This window comes from [Phormidium] sp. LEGE 05292 (assembly GCF_015207735.1).
Classification (GTDB): domain Bacteria; phylum Cyanobacteriota; class Cyanobacteriia; order Cyanobacteriales; family Aerosakkonemataceae; genus Floridanema.
In genome coordinates, this window is the sequence record NZ_JADEWG010000135.1 from 1 (window position 1) to 17,671 (window position 17,671).

General features: G+C 37.3%; 12 protein-coding genes. 10 read left to right on the forward strand and 2 right to left on the reverse strand.

Going from position 1 to position 17,671, the window contains the following annotated elements:
• Window positions 1–112: 112 nt before the first annotated feature.
• The 7 genes from IQ264_RS33550 to IQ264_RS25700 all read left to right on the forward strand — a co-directional run bounded on the left by IQ264_RS33550 (window position 113) and on the right by IQ264_RS25700 (window position 12,227).
• Window positions 113–235 carry a hypothetical protein gene (locus tag IQ264_RS33550; RefSeq protein ID WP_265583115.1) on the forward strand — a complete coding sequence of 41 codons (123 nt, stop codon included), beginning with the start codon at window positions 113–115 and terminating at the stop codon, window positions 233–235.
• Between the two features lie 257 nt (window positions 236–492).
• The gene (locus tag IQ264_RS25675) at window positions 493–1,968 is read left to right on the forward strand and encodes a histidine kinase dimerization/phosphoacceptor domain -containing protein (RefSeq protein WP_193984240.1); all 1,476 of its coding nucleotides are present in this window, start codon (window positions 493–495) and stop codon (window positions 1,966–1,968) included.
• Between the two features lie 51 nt (window positions 1,969–2,019).
• Window positions 2,020–7,404, forward strand: a complete 5,385-nt coding sequence (locus IQ264_RS25680; protein ID WP_193984242.1) for a PAS domain S-box protein — start codon at window positions 2,020–2,022, stop codon at window positions 7,402–7,404.
• Entirely contained in the window at window positions 7,401–8,498 is a 1,098-nt protein-coding gene (locus IQ264_RS25685) for a hybrid sensor histidine kinase/response regulator (RefSeq protein WP_193984244.1), read from the forward strand. The genes IQ264_RS25680 and IQ264_RS25685 overlap by 4 nt, the downstream gene beginning before the upstream one ends.
• 86 nt (window positions 8,499–8,584) lie before the next feature.
• Window positions 8,585–9,325 (forward strand): response regulator, encoded by a 741-nt coding sequence (locus tag IQ264_RS25690; RefSeq protein WP_193984246.1) that lies wholly within the window; start codon window positions 8,585–8,587, stop codon window positions 9,323–9,325.
• Window positions 9,258–11,060, forward strand: a complete 1,803-nt coding sequence (locus IQ264_RS25695) for a putative bifunctional diguanylate cyclase/phosphodiesterase (RefSeq protein WP_193984248.1) — start codon at window positions 9,258–9,260, stop codon at window positions 11,058–11,060. Before IQ264_RS25690 ends, IQ264_RS25695 begins: the two co-directional genes overlap by 68 nt.
• Window positions 11,061–11,129: 69 nt before the next feature.
• Complete coding sequence (locus IQ264_RS25700) at window positions 11,130–12,227, forward strand: hybrid sensor histidine kinase/response regulator (RefSeq protein WP_193984250.1); 1,098 nt, start codon at window positions 11,130–11,132, stop codon at window positions 12,225–12,227.
• 40 nt (window positions 12,228–12,267) lie between these two features.
• Here the strand turns inward: IQ264_RS25700 and IQ264_RS25705 are convergent, their stop codons facing one another.
• A complete protein-coding gene (locus tag IQ264_RS25705) occupies window positions 12,268–12,585 on the reverse strand; it encodes a transposase family protein (RefSeq protein ID WP_228061814.1) in 318 nt (105 codons plus the stop codon).
• A 178-nt stretch (window positions 12,586–12,763) separates the two neighbouring features.
• Here IQ264_RS25705 and IQ264_RS25710 point away from each other — a divergent pair, with 178 nt between their 5' ends.
• From IQ264_RS25710 to IQ264_RS25720, 3 genes are all read left to right on the forward strand, one after another.
• Complete coding sequence (locus tag IQ264_RS25710) at window positions 12,764–12,964, forward strand: heavy-metal-associated domain-containing protein (protein WP_193984252.1); 201 nt, start codon at window positions 12,764–12,766, stop codon at window positions 12,962–12,964.
• 30 nt (window positions 12,965–12,994) lie between these two features.
• Entirely contained in the window at window positions 12,995–15,256 is a 2,262-nt protein-coding gene (locus IQ264_RS25715) for a heavy metal translocating P-type ATPase (protein ID WP_193984255.1), read from the forward strand.
• A 238-nt stretch (window positions 15,257–15,494) separates the two neighbouring features.
• On the forward strand, window positions 15,495–16,091 hold the full coding sequence (locus tag IQ264_RS25720; protein WP_193984257.1) for a cupredoxin domain-containing protein: 597 nt from the start codon (window positions 15,495–15,497) through the stop codon (window positions 16,089–16,091).
• 40 nt (window positions 16,092–16,131) lie between these two features.
• Here the strand turns inward: IQ264_RS25720 and IQ264_RS25725 are convergent, their stop codons facing one another.
• Window positions 16,132–17,466: an S-layer homology domain-containing protein gene (locus IQ264_RS25725; protein WP_193984259.1), complete on the reverse strand. Its 1,335-nt coding sequence runs from the start codon at window positions 17,464–17,466 to the stop codon at window positions 16,132–16,134.
• Window positions 17,467–17,671 lie beyond the last annotated feature (205 nt).

The following is a 17,671-nucleotide window of genomic DNA, read 5'->3' on the forward strand; positions in this document are numbered from 1 at the left end:
CCCCCCATCTCCCCATCAGCCTGAATATTAAATTTAAAAGCGTAGCAGTTTAGTAGACCTGTTTTCCTGTAACCACCAGGGTTTTTTCTATCTAGGAGATTGATTCAGGAGATTGACAGTTATCCCTGATTTTGTAAATGTATGTGATAGCACAAGTAAAGAATACGGTTTGCAGTGCCAACGCCAACTGTTGACGCAATTAACGAATGCGATCGATGGTGAACCTGGAACGTAGGTGCGTGATAATGCCAAAATTAAGATAGTAAATAGTACATTATTGCACTTTTTGTCACTTTTTCTTCTGATGATTTCAATAATAAACGATCGGCTTCCTACCGCTGGCTTAATTAATCTCAGTATTAACACTGAAAAATAATTAACTCACTAAAGTAATACCACTCAAGTTTAATAAAAATAAGTATGTTAAAACTAGTTTATCGGATTCAAATTAACTCAAACTTTAAAAATCTAGAAAATAGTTTGTAATCAGCCATGAACGGCATAGAAGTATCAGGGGAAAAGTTTGAAGTTCTCTATCGCATACCCATCGGTATTTGCGTACTACGAGAAGACTTTGTTGTAATCTATTGGAATCGTTGCTTAGAAAAATGGACAGATATTCTAAAACAGGAAATTATCGGCACTAACATTACTACCTACTTTCCTCATTTAGGTGAACCTAAATATGCCAGCCGTCTTCAGCCAATTTTTGCCGGGGGTCCACCAACAATTTTTTCTTCTCTATTCCATAAACATTTAATTACGGCTTACTTACCTAATGGACAATTGCGAGTTGAACATACCACTGTTACTGCTGAACCTGCTCCAGATGGTAGTTATTATGCTTTACTCTCTATCCAAGATGTTACCGACCTTACCCAACGAGTCCAAGACTATCGCATCATGAGAGACAAGGCGCTAGCAGAAGTGCAAGAACGACAACAAGCAGAAGCGGCGCTACAACAAACTAATGACCAACTGCAAGCTGTTTTAGATGCGGTACCTGGCTTAGTTTCTTGGATTAGTTCTGACTTAAAATATATTGGTGTAAATCATCATTTGTGTGCAACTTTTAACCAACCTGCTGAAAGTTTTATTGGTAAAGAACTGGGTTTTTTAGAGAGTAGCTTTGATTTTGCTAACTTTATGAGTTCTTTCATGGGTAGCTCCCAAACTGCTGCCCACGAAGTAATTGATGCAAAAATTAAAGGTAATGTCAAAAATTATTTAATTGCTGCCCAAAAGTATCAACAAGGCCAAGCTGCGGTTACGGTAGGAATTGATATTACCGAACAAAAACAGGCTGAACAGGAGCTTAAAGCTTCGTTGCAAGAAAAGGACGTATTACTCAAGGAAATTCACCATCGAGTTAAAAATAATCTCCAACTGATTTCTAGTTTGCTTAAATTGCAATCTGAGTATATCAAGGACGCGGAAGTAATTTCACTTTTGAACGATAGTTATAACCGAGTTAGGTCAATGGCACTAATTCATGAAAAACTCTATCAATCTCAAGGTATTGCCCAAATTGATGCTGCTGATTATATTAGAAGTTTAGCGTTTAATTTAATTGCTTCCCATACACAAATGTCGGAACGAATAGATTTTGATATCCAAGTTGAGCCGATATTTTTTGATGTAGATACAGCGATTCCCTGCGGACTGATTATTAACGAATTAATTTGCAATTCTTTAAAATATGCTTTTCCCAATCAATCAATTGGGAAAATAACCATTAAGTTAGTAGTCCGAAAAAATCAATTTATTATGTTAGAGGTTGCCGATAATGGCATTGGATTACCACCAGGATTTAATATTGAAACCAGCGAAAGTTTAGGTTTTCAATTAGTCAATAATCTCACTAATCAGTTAGATGGAAACATTGCAATTGATTCGTTGTATGGAACATTTTTCCGCATTACTTTCCCCCTAAAAAGTACTATTTATCAAGTTCCTAATTCTGTTTAAAAACTGCTTGCTATCTTTTGATTAAGATCGAGCCTTGTGATAGGTAAACTTATGGAATTTAAAGATTCATGGCTAAACTTACCCAAATTAGAGCAAGCTATTAACCGTCATCCTACTCTGATAGCTGCTGATACGCTATTGGTAGATGTGATATCTCTGATGGGCTTTTCACAAGGTAATCAAAGTACTATTACTGATAACGAATGGCTAGATGGGAACGAACAAACTGGGGGTTTACAAACACTCAGTTGTGATTATGTTGTGGTCATGGACAAAGACCGGATTTTGGGGCTGTTTACTGAGCGCGATCTGATAAAATTAATCGTATCTGGAGTTAAGCTAGATAATCCAATTAAAATTGGTGATTTTATTACCAAACCGCCTGTTAATTTGCACTTTTCAGAGTCGGAAAATATTTTTGCTCCTTTACTTTTGTTCTTAGAATATAAAACTTATTATATATCAATTATTAACGATCGAGAACGCTTAATGGGGATTGTTACACCCACGACAATTCTACAATGTTTTAAACTGACGAATTTATTTAAACTCGGCACAGTTGGAGAGGTGATGAACACTGAAGTTCTAAGTGCCGATCGCGCAATATCCGTCCAAAAACTAGCTCAATTAATTATAGAAAACCAAGTTAAATCTGTAGTAATTACCACAGAAATAGCACCAGAAAAGATTGTTCCTATAGGAGTAGTTACAGAACGCCAAATAGTCCTAGCTTGGACATTGGGAATGGATATAACACAAACTCCAGCGTCTTTGATTATGCGGAGATTGGGACAGGAGTTAAATCCTACGAACTCGTTGCTTTTTGCTTATCAGCAAATGCTTAGCGATCGTACAGATACATTATTAGTTTCTGAAGGTCAAAGCGAAATTTCGGGTGGGCGATGGGGAATAATAACAGCAATGGAATTATTGCGATCGCTAGAACCAATGCAGATTTATCAACGGCTCAAACGGACTCAACAATTTGTCAAGCAACTTCAAGTCGAAAAGGCGCAATTTTTGTCACGTCGTAATGCTGAATTAACCGAACAAGTACAGCAACAAACAGAAAAACTGCGCTTAGAGTCAGAAAAACTGAAGCGACAAGTACAGCAAGCGAAACTAATTAACCAAATTACCCAAGCTATGCGGGGTAGTTTAGTTCTAGACGAAATTTTCCAAACTACAGTTAATCAGTTACATGAAGCATTGAATATTAGCTGTTGCTTAATTTTTCGTCCAAATGCCGATCGTCAACTAACAGTTCATTATGTTTCGGAAGCTAGTTCAAAAGAGAACCCTTTAATTGGTGTACAATGCGATTTCTATCGTCATTATCACTCGCTATTAAGTCAAGGTGAACCGATAGTTTTACCTGAGATTAATTCTAGTTTTCCTGGGGAAATTCAGGAAGCTGCTAAACACAGTAATATTCATGCCATTATAATTATGCCGTTGATTTATCAGCAAACTTATATTGGCGGAATTAGTTTACATCAATGCGATCGTCAACGAGATTGGACAGAAGACGAAATAGTTTTTGTCAAAGCGATCGCCGATCATTGCGCGATCGCTATTCATCAAGCCAATCTTTACCAACAATTACAAACTGAACTGCAAGAACGGCAAAAAGCAGAAACAGCCTTAAGAGAACAAAAACAATTTCTCCAAGATGTTATTGATATTAATCCCAATCTAATTTTTGTTAAAGACTTACAAGGTAGATTCATCTTAGCTAATCAAGCTTACGCGGATATTTTCGGGATAAATGTCGAGCAAATACTCGGTAAAACTGATGCGGAATTAAATCAAAATCAACAAGAATGCCAGAAATTTAGTAATGACGATCGAGAGGTGATGATTAGCCGCAAAACTAAATTTATTTCCGAAGAACCGCTGACTAGTGTTACAGGTGAAGTGCGCTGGTTGCAGACAGTAAAAAAAACCATTTTATCTTCAGATGGTCACACTGTCCAATTGTTGGGTGTGGCTACTGATATTACCGATCGCAAACGTGCCGAAACTGCACTACAACAACTTAACTCCCAATTAGAAATAAAAGTTGCAGAACGTACCAACCAATTAAATCAAATAATTAGGGGACTAGCAAAGGAAATAGTTCTACACCAACGCACAGAAGCAATACTCAAAGAAACTGAACAACGATTTCGTAACTTAGTTGAAACTAGTAGCGATTTAGTGTGGGAAACCAATGAAAATGCTGTTTATAGTTATGTTAGTCCGAGAATAAAAGAAATTTTAGGTTACGAACCAGAAGAAGTTTTGGGCAAAACTCCCCTAGATTTGATGTTGCCTGAAGAAGCGAAGCGTGTTCGGAATATTTTTGAGCCTCTAGTGGCGAGTCAACAAGGATTTACTTGTTTGGAGAATGTCCAGATTCACAAAAATGGTCATCACGTTGTATTAGAAGCTAGTGGAATTCCCATTTTCGACAATCAGGGGTCATTTAAAGGTTATCGAGGAATCGATCGAGATATTACCGAGCGCAAACGAACAGAACAAGCACTGCAAAAAAGTCAAGCAAAATTACAAAAATTAGCTGCCAGTGTACCAGGAATGATTTATCAGTATGTTATACATCCTGATGGTTCCCATTCCTTCCCTTATATTAGCCCTGGTTGCCAACAAATTTGGGAATTAGAACCAGAAGAAATGCAGTCAAATCCTCAGCTTTCCTTTGATATGATTCATGCCGATGATTTACCATCTTTAATAGAAGAAACTGAAATTTCTGCTCAAACTTTACAACCTTGGCAATGGGAAGGACGTATCATTCCACGATCCGGTAAGTTGAAGTGGGTGCAAGGCATTTCTCGTCCCGAAAAACAAGCTAATGGAGATATTTTATGGGATGGTTTGTTTATTGATATTACCGATCGCAAATTAGCAGAAGCAGCCTTAAGCGAAAGTGAAAGAAAATTAAGAATTGCTCTTAATGCTGCTAATATGGGAACTTGGGATTGGGAAATTCAAACTGGTAAATTAACTTGGTCTGAGCAAACTGAAATAATTTTTGGTTTTACACCTGATTCTTTTCCAGGGAATTATCAAGCTTATTTTAATCTGATTCATCCTGGCGATCGTCATCATGTCACCACAGCAATTGCTCATTCCATAGAGCAAAAAAGTCCCTATAACATCGAACATCGCATAATTTTGCCTGACGGCTCAATTCGTTGGGTTGCTGGTAAAGGTGATGTGATTTTCAATCAATTAGGTCGAACTGTAGGCATGAGTGGTGTAGTTATGGACATCACTGAACGCAGGCAAGCAGAAGCGGCATTACGCGAAAATGAATACAAACTCCGCACCATTGTAGAAAACTGTAATGATGCAATCTTTCTTAAAGATAAAGAAGGTCGCTATCAATTTATTAATCGTATAGGAGCAAAAATTTTACAGCGTCCAATAGAAGAGATTTTAGGCAAGCGAGATGATGACTTGTTCACTCCAGAAACAGGTAAAGAGATTAGGGAATTGGACTACACAATTATGATGAGCGGAATCACTTGGACTTATGAAGAACCTGGAGAAATTAATGGAAAAAAATACACTTTTCTTTCTACTAAATCCCCTTATATGTCATCCGAAGGCGAACCAATAGGTTTGGTTGGAGTTTGTCGTGACATCACAGAAAGTAAAGAAATAGAAGAAAAAATGCGGCGACAAATTGTTGCTGTAGAAGCCGCCAGCGATGGAATAGCTATTGTTAATGCTGCTGGAAAATATACTTATATCAATGAATCTCACGTTAATATTTTTGGCTATGAAAGCGCAGAGGAATTAATCGGGAAAAGTTGGCACGAATTATACAATAGCGAAGAAATTGCGAGAATAGAACGGGAAGTAATTTCGATAGTTTTGCAACAAGGAAAATGGCAAGGAGAAGCAATTGCTAAAAAACGCGATGGCACAAGTTTTAATGAAGAGCTTTCTCTCACTTTAACCCCAGATGGCGGATTAATTTGTGTATGTCGTGATATTACCGAACGCAAGCGAATCGAAGAAAGTTTAAGGTTAAGAGATCGAGCGATCGCAGCTAGCAACAATGGCATTATTATTACCGATGCCAGAATACTTCATCGACCCATTATTTACGTTAATCCAGCCTTTGAGAATATAACAGGATATTCCGCCGCTGAAGTACTAGGAAAAAACAGTCGTTTTCTCCAAGGTAAAGAAACCAAACAACCAGAATTAGAACGACTGCGAACTGCAATTCATCAAGGAGAAAATTGTACTGTTGTCCTACGTAACTATCAGAAAGATGGCAGTTTGTTCTGGAATGAATTAAGCATTTCACCCATTTACGACGACGATGGTGTTCTGACTCACTTCGTTGGTATTCAAACTGACATTACTGAACGTAAGCAAGCAGAAGAAGAACTCCGAGCTACAACTTCCCGCCTATCAACATTAATAGAAAATTTACAACTAGGTATTTTAGTAAAAGATGAATCCGATCTAGTTGTCTTAATCAATCAAGCATTCTGCAATATCCTCAATATTCCAATTGTACCTGCGGCTTTAATTGGCGCTGACTTTTCCGATTTTGCAGAAACATATCAACATTGTTTTACTAATCCCCAACAGTTTACCCAACGCCATCAGGAAATTTTACAGTCCCAAAAAGCAACAACTAATGAAGAAATTACCATGTCAGATGGTCGAATTTTAGAACGGGATTATGTACCAATTTTTGTTCAAGGAAAGCACAAAGGACATTTATGGATGTATCGAGATATCACCGAACGTAAAAAATCTGAAAGTGAAATCCGAACATCACTTAGAGAAAAAGAAATTCTGCTCAAAGAAATTCACCACCGGGTTAAAAATAACTTACAGGTAATTTCCAGCTTACTCAAGCTGCAATCTAGTTATATTAAAGATGATGAAGCCTTAGCTTTATTTACAGAAAGTTACAATCGTGTGAGGTCAATGGCGCTCATTCATGAAAAATTATATCAATCCGAAGGTTTAGCCAGAATTGATGCTGTTGATTACATTCGTGACCTAACAGATAACCTATTTCGCTCTTATAATGTGACAAAAAACTCCATTAAACTAAACCTGCTAGTGGAACATATAGGATTAGATATTGACACAGCAATCCCTTGTGGTTTAATTATCAATGAATTAGTGTCTAATTCGCTGAAGTATGCCTTCATTGACAAAGGAAAAGGAGAATTATTTATTAACTTTTCACACCAAGAAGAGAGCAACAAAGTTACTTTAATTATAAGTGATAACGGGGTCGGGTTGCCAGCAGATTTTGATTTTACAGAAATTGATTCATTAGGGTTGCAGTTAGTCTACAATTTAATAGAACAATTAGATGGACAAATAGAGGTTAGTTCTGCTCAAGGTGCTAAATTTACAATTACATTTATCAACCGGAGTATTAAGGAAAAATGACGGCTACAATTTTAGTTGTTGAAGACGAAGTAATTATTGGCATGGATATTAAAAATAGCTTAAAAAAATTAGGCTATAACGTCCCTGCTGTTGTGGCTACTGGCGAAAAAGCCATTGAAAAAGCTGCAATAATCCAACCGGATTTAATTCTTATGGATATTATGTTGAAAGGTAAGATGGACGGTGTAGAAGCCGCCGAGAAAATTCGTACTGAGTTGAAATTCCCTGTAGTTTTTCTTACTGCTCATACTGACCAAACTACCTTACAACGTGCTAAAGAAACCGAACCTTTTGGTTATATTGTTAAGCCTTTTCAAGAAAAAGATTTACACACTACGGTAGAAATTGCTTTAGCTAGGTGTAAAGCAGAATCGGAAATCCGCAAAGCTTTGGAAAAAGAAAGGGAACTCAACGAACTAAAATCTCGTTTTGTGTCAATGGTTTCCCACGAATTTCGCACACCAATGTCCACAATTTTATTCTCTGCTGACCTATTAGGAATGTATATTAATCAATGGTCAGAAGAAAAAAAAATGACCCATCTCCAGAGAATTCAATCTGCTATTCAACGCATGATTGAAATGTTAGATGATATATTAGTAATAGGCAAAGCCGAAGCCGGAAAATTAGACTTCAAACCCCGTCCGCTTAATCTAGAAAAATTCTGCCGAGAATTAGTAGAAGACATTCAAAATGCTGATAAAAATCAGCATCCTCTGAATGTAAATATCCAGGATACATTAACAGAGGTAAAAATGGATGATAAATTGCTGCGTCATATCATAATTAATTTACTTACCAATGCCACAAAATATTCTCCTGGGAAAACCCCAGTTAACTTTAGTGTGTTCTGCCAAGACAATGAAATTACCTTCGAGATAAAAGATTCAGGAATTGGCATTCCTGTAGAAGACCAAGAACGGCTGTTTGATGCTTTCCATCGTGCAACTAATGTGGGTTCAATTCCCGGAACTGGATTAGGTTTAGCAATAGTGAAACGGTCTGTAGATTTACATGGAGGGACAATTATAGTAGATAGCAAAATGGGAATTGGAACTACATTTACCGTGACTATACCATTGAGCAAGGAGTAACAACATTTAACGGAAATGCTACGTAAAATTTTGGGTTAGGAGTGAATTAACAACAATTTATTTACACAATTTTAGGTCTGGTTCTTATGCTATTAGACAGTTCAAAAATCAAAGTTTTGGTAATTGAAGATGAAGAGTCCGTCCGAGCGAATATCTTAGAAATCTTAGAATCAGAAGGTTTTGATGTTATTGGTGCGAATAACGGTTCAATCGGAATTGAAGAGGCAAAAAATCATATTCCCGATCTAATACTGTGCGATATTATGATGCCTGATATAGATGGTTATAGTGTTTTAAGTGAATTACAAGAAGAGCCTTTAACTGCTATTATTCCATTCATTTTTTTGACCGCAAAAACTGAAAGAGACGATTTACGTTTGGCGATGGAATTAGGTGCAGATGACTATATCACCAAGCCTTGTACAGTCACAGAGTTACTGAGTGCAATTACCAGCAGGCTAAAAAAACAAGCTGTATATAACCAACAATATGAAACCGAACGTAGCAAAGCTAAAGGATTACAAGCAAGAGTTCAAGAACTACAAAGATTAAGCGTAAATCGGGGTGATTTGTTGCAAAAACTTACTCAAGAATTGCGCGATCCTTTATCTGTTATCACAATGGCAATTCAAATGCTGAAGTTAGCACCTACAGAACAAGCACGCGCTAATTATCTGAGAATTTTACAACAAGAATGCGCTCGAGAAATAGCTATTATTAATCAATTATCTGATATCCAAGATATTTTGGTAACGGAAAATGTCCAACTCTTACAACGCTTTAAATACTCCAAAGATCAAACCTCAAACCAAAATTTTAGTGATTGAAGACGATGAAAATATTCGCGAAAATATTTTAGATATTTTAAGAGGAGAGAATCTTAGAGCAATCGGCGCAAAAAATGGTGTCTTAGGTATCCGTTTGGCGCAAAAAATTATTCCTGATTTAATTATTTGTGACATTATGATGCCGGAACTAGATGGCTATAATGTATTAGAACAGCTACGTCAAGATCCTTTAACAGCAGTAATTCCTTTTATTTTTCTTACGGCTTTAACTGATAGAGATCATAATCGTAAGGGTATGGAATTAGGCGCAGATGATTATATTACGAAACCTTGTAAATCTGTGGAATTATTAAAGGCGATCGCTATACGATTAAGCAAAAAAACGGCTATTATTGACGCTTACACCACAGCTTTAAAACAAGCATCACAACAACTGAATAAATCACTGTATTATGACAGTTTAACTAATTTACCAAATCGATTATTGTTAAAAGAAAAATTTAATCAAATTCTTAATTATTTAGCTTTAAATAAGCGCATCTCTACTACTGTGGAATTGCTATCAATTGTGTATATAAGTTTAGACAGATTCAATCGCATTGTTGAAGTTTTAGGATACTCTCAAGCAGATAACTTACTCCAAGCTGTGGCTGAACGTTTACAAACTTACAGCAGAAATTGCCATACTATAGCTAGATTAGGAACTGATGAATTCGCGATAATTATGGTGACGGACAATCAAAAAAAAATAGTGATTGAATTTGTCCAAAATCTCTTAGTTACTTTGGGAAAACCTATTATTTTAGATAATAGCAATGAAGTTTTAATTACAGCTAGCATTGGAATTTCTCTTTATCCTGCGGATGGCAGTAAACTAGAACTAGAAAAAATGCTGCAATTAGCTCATAAAGCTATGAGCTATGTCAAACAACAGGGGGGAAATAGTTATGCGTTTTATCAACCAACACTTAATCTTATAGACTGCGATCGCTTAAGTTTAGAAACTAGCTTAAGTCATGCTTTAGAAAGAAATGAACTTGAAATTTATTATCAACCAAAAATTAGTTTAAAAACTGGAGAAATTGTTGGTGCGGAAGCGTTATTAAGGTGGTTTCATCCAGAACAAGGAAACATTTCACCAATTAAATTTATTCCCATAGCTGAAGAGACAAAATTAATTATTCCTCTTGGGGAATGGGTTTTAAAAACGGCTTGTCAACAAACAAAGTTGTGGCAAAATTCAGGTTATCCCGAATTACGAATAGCTGTCAATATATCAGGTCTTCAATTCCATCAAAGTAACTTTTATTCTCAACTGGTTCAAATATTAAAAGAAACTGATTTTTCTGCCGAATATTTGGAATTAGAGTTAACCGAAACCGTACTCATGGAAAATGTGGAAATTGATAATGAAAAATTGACTGCTTTTAAGGAATTGGGTGTTCAAATTGCGATCGATGACTTCGGGACAGGTTATTCTTCTTTAAGCTATCTGCAACAGTTTTCTTTTGATATTTTGAAAATTGACAAATCTTTTATTCGTCAACTAAACAAGAATACCAAGACTAAAACTATTACTAGCTCTATTATCCAAATGGGACACGAGCTTAACTTAAATTTAGTAGCAGAAGGGGTTGAAACCAAAACAGAATTAGATTTCTTGTATCAAACAAGTTGCGATGAAATACAAGGATTTCTTTTTAGTCAACCTGTCAATGTTAAAGATTTTACCAATTTGTTAATGTCAAGAAAAACCTTAACTTTACCTCAATAAGTTAGGGAATAAAGTGCAATTCTGCCTTAATGTATAAACACAATCTAATTTTAATAGGAGCGATTAACCATGACTAAGATTTTACTTATTGAAGACGAAGAAGCAATCAGAGAAAATATTTTAGAACTGCTAAACCTAGAAAATTTTGAGGCGATTGCTGTGGAAAATGGTTCTAAAGGCGTTCAATTAGCTAAAGAAAAAAAACCTGATTTAATTATTTGTGATGTATCCATGCCAGAATTAGATGGCTATGGTGTTTTACAAGCATTGAGAAGTGAACCTGCTACAGCAATGATTCCCTTCATTTTCCTCACAGCTTTAGCGGACAAAGCTAATAATCGTAAGGGAATGGAACTAGGCGCAGATGATTATTTAACTAAGCCTTGTAGACCTATAGAACTGCTAAATGCGATCGAGACTCGCCTCAAAAAACAAGCAAATATCAATCAGCAACAAAGCAAAAAATTAGAAGAATTACGTAGTAGCATCACCTTCTCCCTACCTCACGAACTCAGAACACCATTAAATGGAATTTTAGGCTTTTCAGAGCTTTTGTTGACCGAAATAGATACACTAGATCCAGACGAAATTAAGGAGATGGTGCAGCAGATTCAAACATCAGGTAAACGCTTATATAGACTGATTCAAAACTTTTTGTTATATGCTGAATTAGAATTAATTTCTACTAATTCAGAACGCATAAAAGCATTACAAAATTCCCAGACAGATCATGTCGCTTCTCTAATTTCCCAACAAGCAACTCAGCAAGCACAACGATCGCAAAGACAAGCTGATTTACACTTACAACTAGAAGATACACAGCTAAATATTTCTCCCATCCGCTTGCAAAAAATGATAGAAGAATTAGTAGATAACGCTTGCAAATTCTCAATTCCGGGAACTACAATTAATCTCGTCAGTGAAGTAATTAATAACTCATTTATTTTATCTGTGAGTGACAAAGGCAGAGGAATGAAACCGGAACAAATTGCCAATTTAGGTGCTTATATGCAGTTTGAACGCAAACTTTATGAACAACAAGGATCGGGATTAGGATTAGTAATTGTTAAACGGATAGCTGAACTACATAGAGGGAGTTTAACCATAGAAAGTATACCAGATCAACAAACAACTGTCAGAGTTATTCTCCCAACTAGTGACTATTAGACATCTCTAACCAGGAGAGAGCGACAATAGATTGTGCATATCATTGTGCATATCTATGAGTGAAACTTTTCTTGTTCGCCACAAAATCTAATCTTTCACTAAAAGGTTTTTGGCAATTTTCACACTTAAATCGGCGGCGATTCACTGATAAAATTACTTCTCTATTACCTAGCGGTAAATCTTTTACTAAGTGTCTTTGATTTTGATGCAGACGACGACTTATTTGACCACATCGGGAGCAAACTGCTGTTTTCTTCTCCGATTTGACAAATAAAATTAATGTATCTTCTGTTTCTTGATTCGACTCTACTATAACTCCTGGTAAATTTAGTAACTTAGTCAATAATCTATTATTCATATCCTACTTTTCTTCGTACTTTCTAATAATTTAGCACAGTAAGTACGGAAGAACTGGTAATTTACAGCGTGCTTTGATGTGTGATGCTCAAAAATTTTTTCCTTTACCCCTTGACTCTCTAGTTGACTGGACAGTTAAAGATAGGATTAACCGCTCAAAGGAAAGGAAAAATTAAACCATGACATTACAACTAAAAGTACCCAACATGGCTTGTTCAGCTTGCGGAGAAACCATTACCAAAGCTATCAAAACGATCGATCCAGCGGCAACCGTTCAGGCAGATCCAAAGACCAAGCTGGTCAATATCGAAACACAAGTATCAGAAATTGCCGTAACAGAGGCAATTAAATCTGCTGGTTATACAGTTGCCTGTCACTAAGATTTAAGGAAAAAATTAGGAGGTAAGGTAATGGAAAACGCAAATTTGAAACTGCGAGGAATGAGTTGTGCATCTTGTGCAAATGCGATCGAAAATGCGATTCTTTCTGTCCCTGGCGTGGAAGCTTGTCAAGTCAACTTTGGTGCCGAACAAGCAACCGTTAAATATAACCCAAAACAAACCAATTTGAATGAAATTCAAGATGCAGTTGATGCCGCTGGATATGTCGCTCAACCCATAAAATCAGATGATTTGTTGAACAGAAATGATGATGTTGAACAACAAGAAAGACTAGCAGAAACTCGACAATTACGCAACAAAGTTATATTTGGTGGCATAATAAGCGCCATTCTAGTAATTGGTTCTCTGCCAATGATGACAGGATTATCAATTCCTTTCATTCCGATATGGTTGCATAATCCTTGGCTGCAATTAATATTAACTACACCTGTACAATTTTGGTGCGGTCGTAGCTTCTATATTAATGCTTGGAAAGCCTTAAAGCGCCATGCAGCGACGATGGATACTTTAGTTGCAGTTGGCACGGGTGCGGCTTTTTTCTATTCCATTTTTGCTACTCTATTCCCCAGTTTTTTTACCAATCAAGGATTAACAGCAGATGTGTATTATGAAGCGGCTGCTGTAATTGTTACCTTAATTCTGTTGGGTAAATTGTTGGAGAATCGCGCTAAAGGACAAACCTCAGAAGCAATTCGTAAACTGATGGGATTGCAAGCAAAAACCGCGAGAGTAATTCGTAATGGAAAAGAGGTAGATCTTCCCATTGCTGAAGTAATTTTGGGCGATATAATTCTGGTGCGTCCGGGTGAAAAAATTCCCGTAGATGGTGAGATTATTGATGGTTCCTCAACCATAGATGAAGCAATGGTGACAGGTGAAAGTTTACCTGTGAAAAAGAAATCAGGTGATGAAGTAATTGGAGCGACAATTAACAAAACTGGTAGTTTTAAATTCCGCGCTACACGAGTTGGAAAAGACACTTTTTTGGCACAAATTGTGCAATTAGTTCAGCAAGCACAAGGTTCTAAAGCACCGATTCAAAGATTAGCTGACCAAGTAACTGGATGGTTTGTTCCGGCGGTAATTGCGATCGCGATCGCAACTTTCATCCTCTGGTATAACATCATGGGAAATGTGACGATGGCATTAATTAATACCGTAGGTGTTTTGATTATCGCTTGTCCTTGTGCTTTGGGTTTAGCAACACCAACTTCCATCATGGTGGGAACTGGAAAAGGCGCAGAAAATGGCATTTTAATTAAAGGTGCAGAAAGCTTGGAATTAGCGCATAAAATCCAAGCGATCGTTCTCGATAAAACAGGCACAATTACCCAAGGAAAACCCACTGTTACCCATTTTTTAACTGTTGACGGCACAGTTAATCAAAACGAATTCAAACTATTACAGTTAGCCGCATCTGTAGAACGAAATTCTGAACATCCTTTAGCCGAAGCAGTTGTCCAATATGCTCAATCTCAAGGCGCAAACTTAACAGATACTCAACAATTTGAAGCGATCGCAGGTAGCGGTGTACAAGGCTATGTTTCCCGCCAATGGGTACAAATTGGTACACATCGCTGGATGACAGAATTGGGAATTGATACCCATGAATTAGAACAAGATTGGGAGCGATTGGAATACCTTGGAAAAACAGTAATTTGGTTAGCAGTTGATGGCAAAATAGCAGGGATTATGGCAATTTCAGATGCCGTCAAACCTTCTTCTGCCAACGCAATTCGCCTCTTACAAAAGATGGGATTAGAAGTAGTAATGCTCACAGGTGATAACCGTCGCACGGCTGAAGTAATAGCGCGAGAAGTTGGAATCAAACGAGTAATTGCAGAAGTTCGTCCCGAACAAAAAGCCGCTCAAGTTGCCAATCTTCAGTCAGAAGGAAAAATTGTGGCAATGGTGGGAGATGGTATTAATGATGCGCCTGCATTAGCTCAAGCAGATGTGGGAATGGCAATTGGTACTGGAACAGATGTAGCGATCGCTGCTAGTGACATCACTCTAATTTCTGGTGATTTACATGGCATTGTTACCGCGATTCAATTATCTCGTGCCACAATGCGAAACATCAAACAAAATTTGTTTTTTGCCTTTATCTACAACGTGGCTGGAATCCCGATCGCAGCAGGTATTCTCTTTCCCTTTTTCGGATGGCTTCTCAGTCCAATAATTGCCGGAGCAGCAATGGCATTTAGTTCCGTTTCTGTAGTAACAAATGCGTTACGTTTGCGTAATTTCCAAGCCAAATTTTCAGCTTAATTGAGGTAATCATCATGAGTAATAAACAGAAAATTCAGGCAACATTAGTAGGGTTTGGTTTTTTGATTGGGGTAATTTCTGGTTCGATTTTAGAATTATTAGTCTAATCGATTTCTGGACTCTGATGGAAATTATAGATAACGGGTTTCGCCAATCCCCAATAATTTTCTCGATTGTGTACAACCCGTTTATCGACTCTTATTTCAATAATTACTTGTAACTTTCAGGAGGTTTTCAAATGTTGAACAAAACAAAAATCATTGGGGGAATTGCTAGTTTAGGGATTGTGTTAGGAATGGGAACTGGAGAAGCAATAGCGCAAACTACCCATGAAACACACCCAACTAGCACAACACAAACAAATCAGTTTCGTCCCATTGAACAACCCTTAAGTAACAAAGTTTTAGTTACCCTGGCTGGACTCGGATTAATTGGTTTAGAACTTTGGTGGTTTCTCCTCAGTAAACCCCAGTCGAAGAAAGCAACAGCAACTGGAGGAATTCAAGAAGTAAATATAACTGTTGATGGGGGTTATGAACCCAGCCGGATTGTTGTTCAAGCGGGTCCACCTGTACGTCTTAATTTTCATCGTCTAGACCCTAGTAGTTGTTTGGAACAAGTGTTAATTCCAGATTTTCATATTGCCGCAGATTTGCCAATTAATGTTGTAACTTCTGTAGAATTCACACCAAAAAAAGCTGGAAATTATATCTTTACTTGTGGCATGAATATGTTTCGTGGCGAAATCATTGCCGAAGATCAACAAACTAAATCAACAAAAGAAAGCAATCCAAAATCATTTAGTTCAACAGATAAGCAAGAAATAATCAAATAAAATGAAACTAGATCGTCACATTTACCAACAACATCTGTGTTTAATTCTGTGTTGAGTTGGGTTGATTTTTGATTTTTAATGCTTCTTTGGCTGATATTCCTTCCGTTGCGTTGCCAAAATACCAAATTGTTCCGGCTGCTTCGGCGCGAGTTACGGGTTTTTTGGGTTGAAATAAAGTAGTATATCCGTAAACTCGACGAATATTAGAAGCGTCTCCATTTTGGAAATCTGTTAACACTGCTTTTAATGCTTTGGGATCTATTTTAAAAGTATCTTGGAAACCCCAAGTTTGTTTAATTGCATCAAAAGTTGCACCGGAAGTGGTTAATTTTGTGTCTAAAGGAACTTTCCAAAGTATCATTTGTTCGCGGGTTAATGGTGCATCAGGACGAAACAGTAATGCAGTGTTATCTCCAGAAAGTTGACTGGGAATTACTCCGGCTTCTGCTAATCCTTGAATTGCGGCAAAATCTGGATCTGTGCGGGGTACATCCTGAAAAGCTGGTTGGGAACTTTCGTTAGCTAGCCTGATTTGTTTCGCTGGTTGATTGGCTTGCAGCTGATTATTTGCTGCCATTAACCAACGAGCAAATTCTCTTTTTGTAATTACTTTGTTCGGTTCAAATATTGTGCTTTCAGAATCGGTTTTTCCAGCAGTTTTGGCAGGAGTTAATACTCCTAATTCTCCTAATTCAGATACATAAGACTGTAATTCTTTGGGGGCTTTATTGACATCGGAAAATATTATTGATGTACCAGTTAAAATGGTGGCATCAGGTGCGGAAGTTTCTTTTGGCGTTGGTGTAGCAGCTATTTCCGGGGTTGCTTCGGTTGTCGGGGAGGCTGTAACGTTATTTTCTGGCGTTGTTTCGGCAGTTGGTTGCGGTGTTTCTTTAACGTATTGAATAGTAAATTCTGTAACTCCTGGATTTTGGGTGGGTACAGCAGCAACAGTAACTTTTAAATCATTCAAACGGGCTGCTAAACTACCTGTTGGTTGATTAGGTTGATCTAAAATTTGCCAATTATTACTTTGAAATTGCTGTTGATAGAATGCCTGAATTTTGTCTGCACTATCAGGAGTAAACCAGCGAGTGTTTGTGGTTGGTGCTGTAGTAGTTACTTCTTGTAGTTGTGCATTGGGATAACGGGGAATTTCTGTAGGAAAATCTGCTGGTAATTCTGTCTTTAGTTGATTTTGGGGACTAGGATTAGCAACATTCTGCCCTAAGTTAATAGAGTTTCCTTTTAATTGTGGATCTGCTGCGAAGGATTGTTCTAAGTTTTTGCTGGATGGACTATTGGCGCAAGCCGTTAGGGTACTTACCAGCACGATGATTAAACTTAAAGATATAGCAGGACGTTTAGTATACACCGCAGTAACTCAGAATTCTATTTCATCCCTACCCTAGCGTATCAGGCAATAGATTGTTGCTTTTGGGGTGTTGCAGGGCGGAAATTACGCCTTTCGCACTCTGGAGCCTGAAACCTAGATCCGAACTAGCCCCCCTTAATAAGGCAGGGCTAATTCATTGTAAAGAAAGAAATTCAAGCGATGGGGAGATGGGGGGATGGGGAGG

Coding starts and splice junctions, on each gene's coding strand:
- IQ264_RS25675 (WP_193984240.1), top strand. CDS start 493: ATGAACGGCATAGAAGTATCAGGGGAAAAGTTTGAAGTTCTCTATCGC.
- IQ264_RS25680 (WP_193984242.1), top strand. CDS start 2,020: ATGGAATTTAAAGATTCATGGCTAAACTTACCCAAATTAGAGCAAGCT.
- IQ264_RS25685 (WP_193984244.1), top strand. CDS start 7,401: ATGACGGCTACAATTTTAGTTGTTGAAGACGAAGTAATTATTGGCATG.
- IQ264_RS25690 (WP_193984246.1), top strand. CDS start 8,585: ATGCTATTAGACAGTTCAAAAATCAAAGTTTTGGTAATTGAAGATGAA.
- IQ264_RS25695 (WP_193984248.1), top strand. CDS start 9,258: ATGTCCAACTCTTACAACGCTTTAAATACTCCAAAGATCAAACCTCAA.
- IQ264_RS25700 (WP_193984250.1), top strand. CDS start 11,130: ATGACTAAGATTTTACTTATTGAAGACGAAGAAGCAATCAGAGAAAAT.
- IQ264_RS25705 (WP_228061814.1), bottom strand. CDS start 12,585: ATGAATAATAGATTATTGACTAAGTTACTAAATTTACCAGGAGTTATA.
- IQ264_RS25710 (WP_193984252.1), top strand. CDS start 12,764: ATGACATTACAACTAAAAGTACCCAACATGGCTTGTTCAGCTTGCGGA.
- IQ264_RS25715 (WP_193984255.1), top strand. CDS start 12,995: ATGGAAAACGCAAATTTGAAACTGCGAGGAATGAGTTGTGCATCTTGT.
- IQ264_RS25720 (WP_193984257.1), top strand. CDS start 15,495: ATGTTGAACAAAACAAAAATCATTGGGGGAATTGCTAGTTTAGGGATT.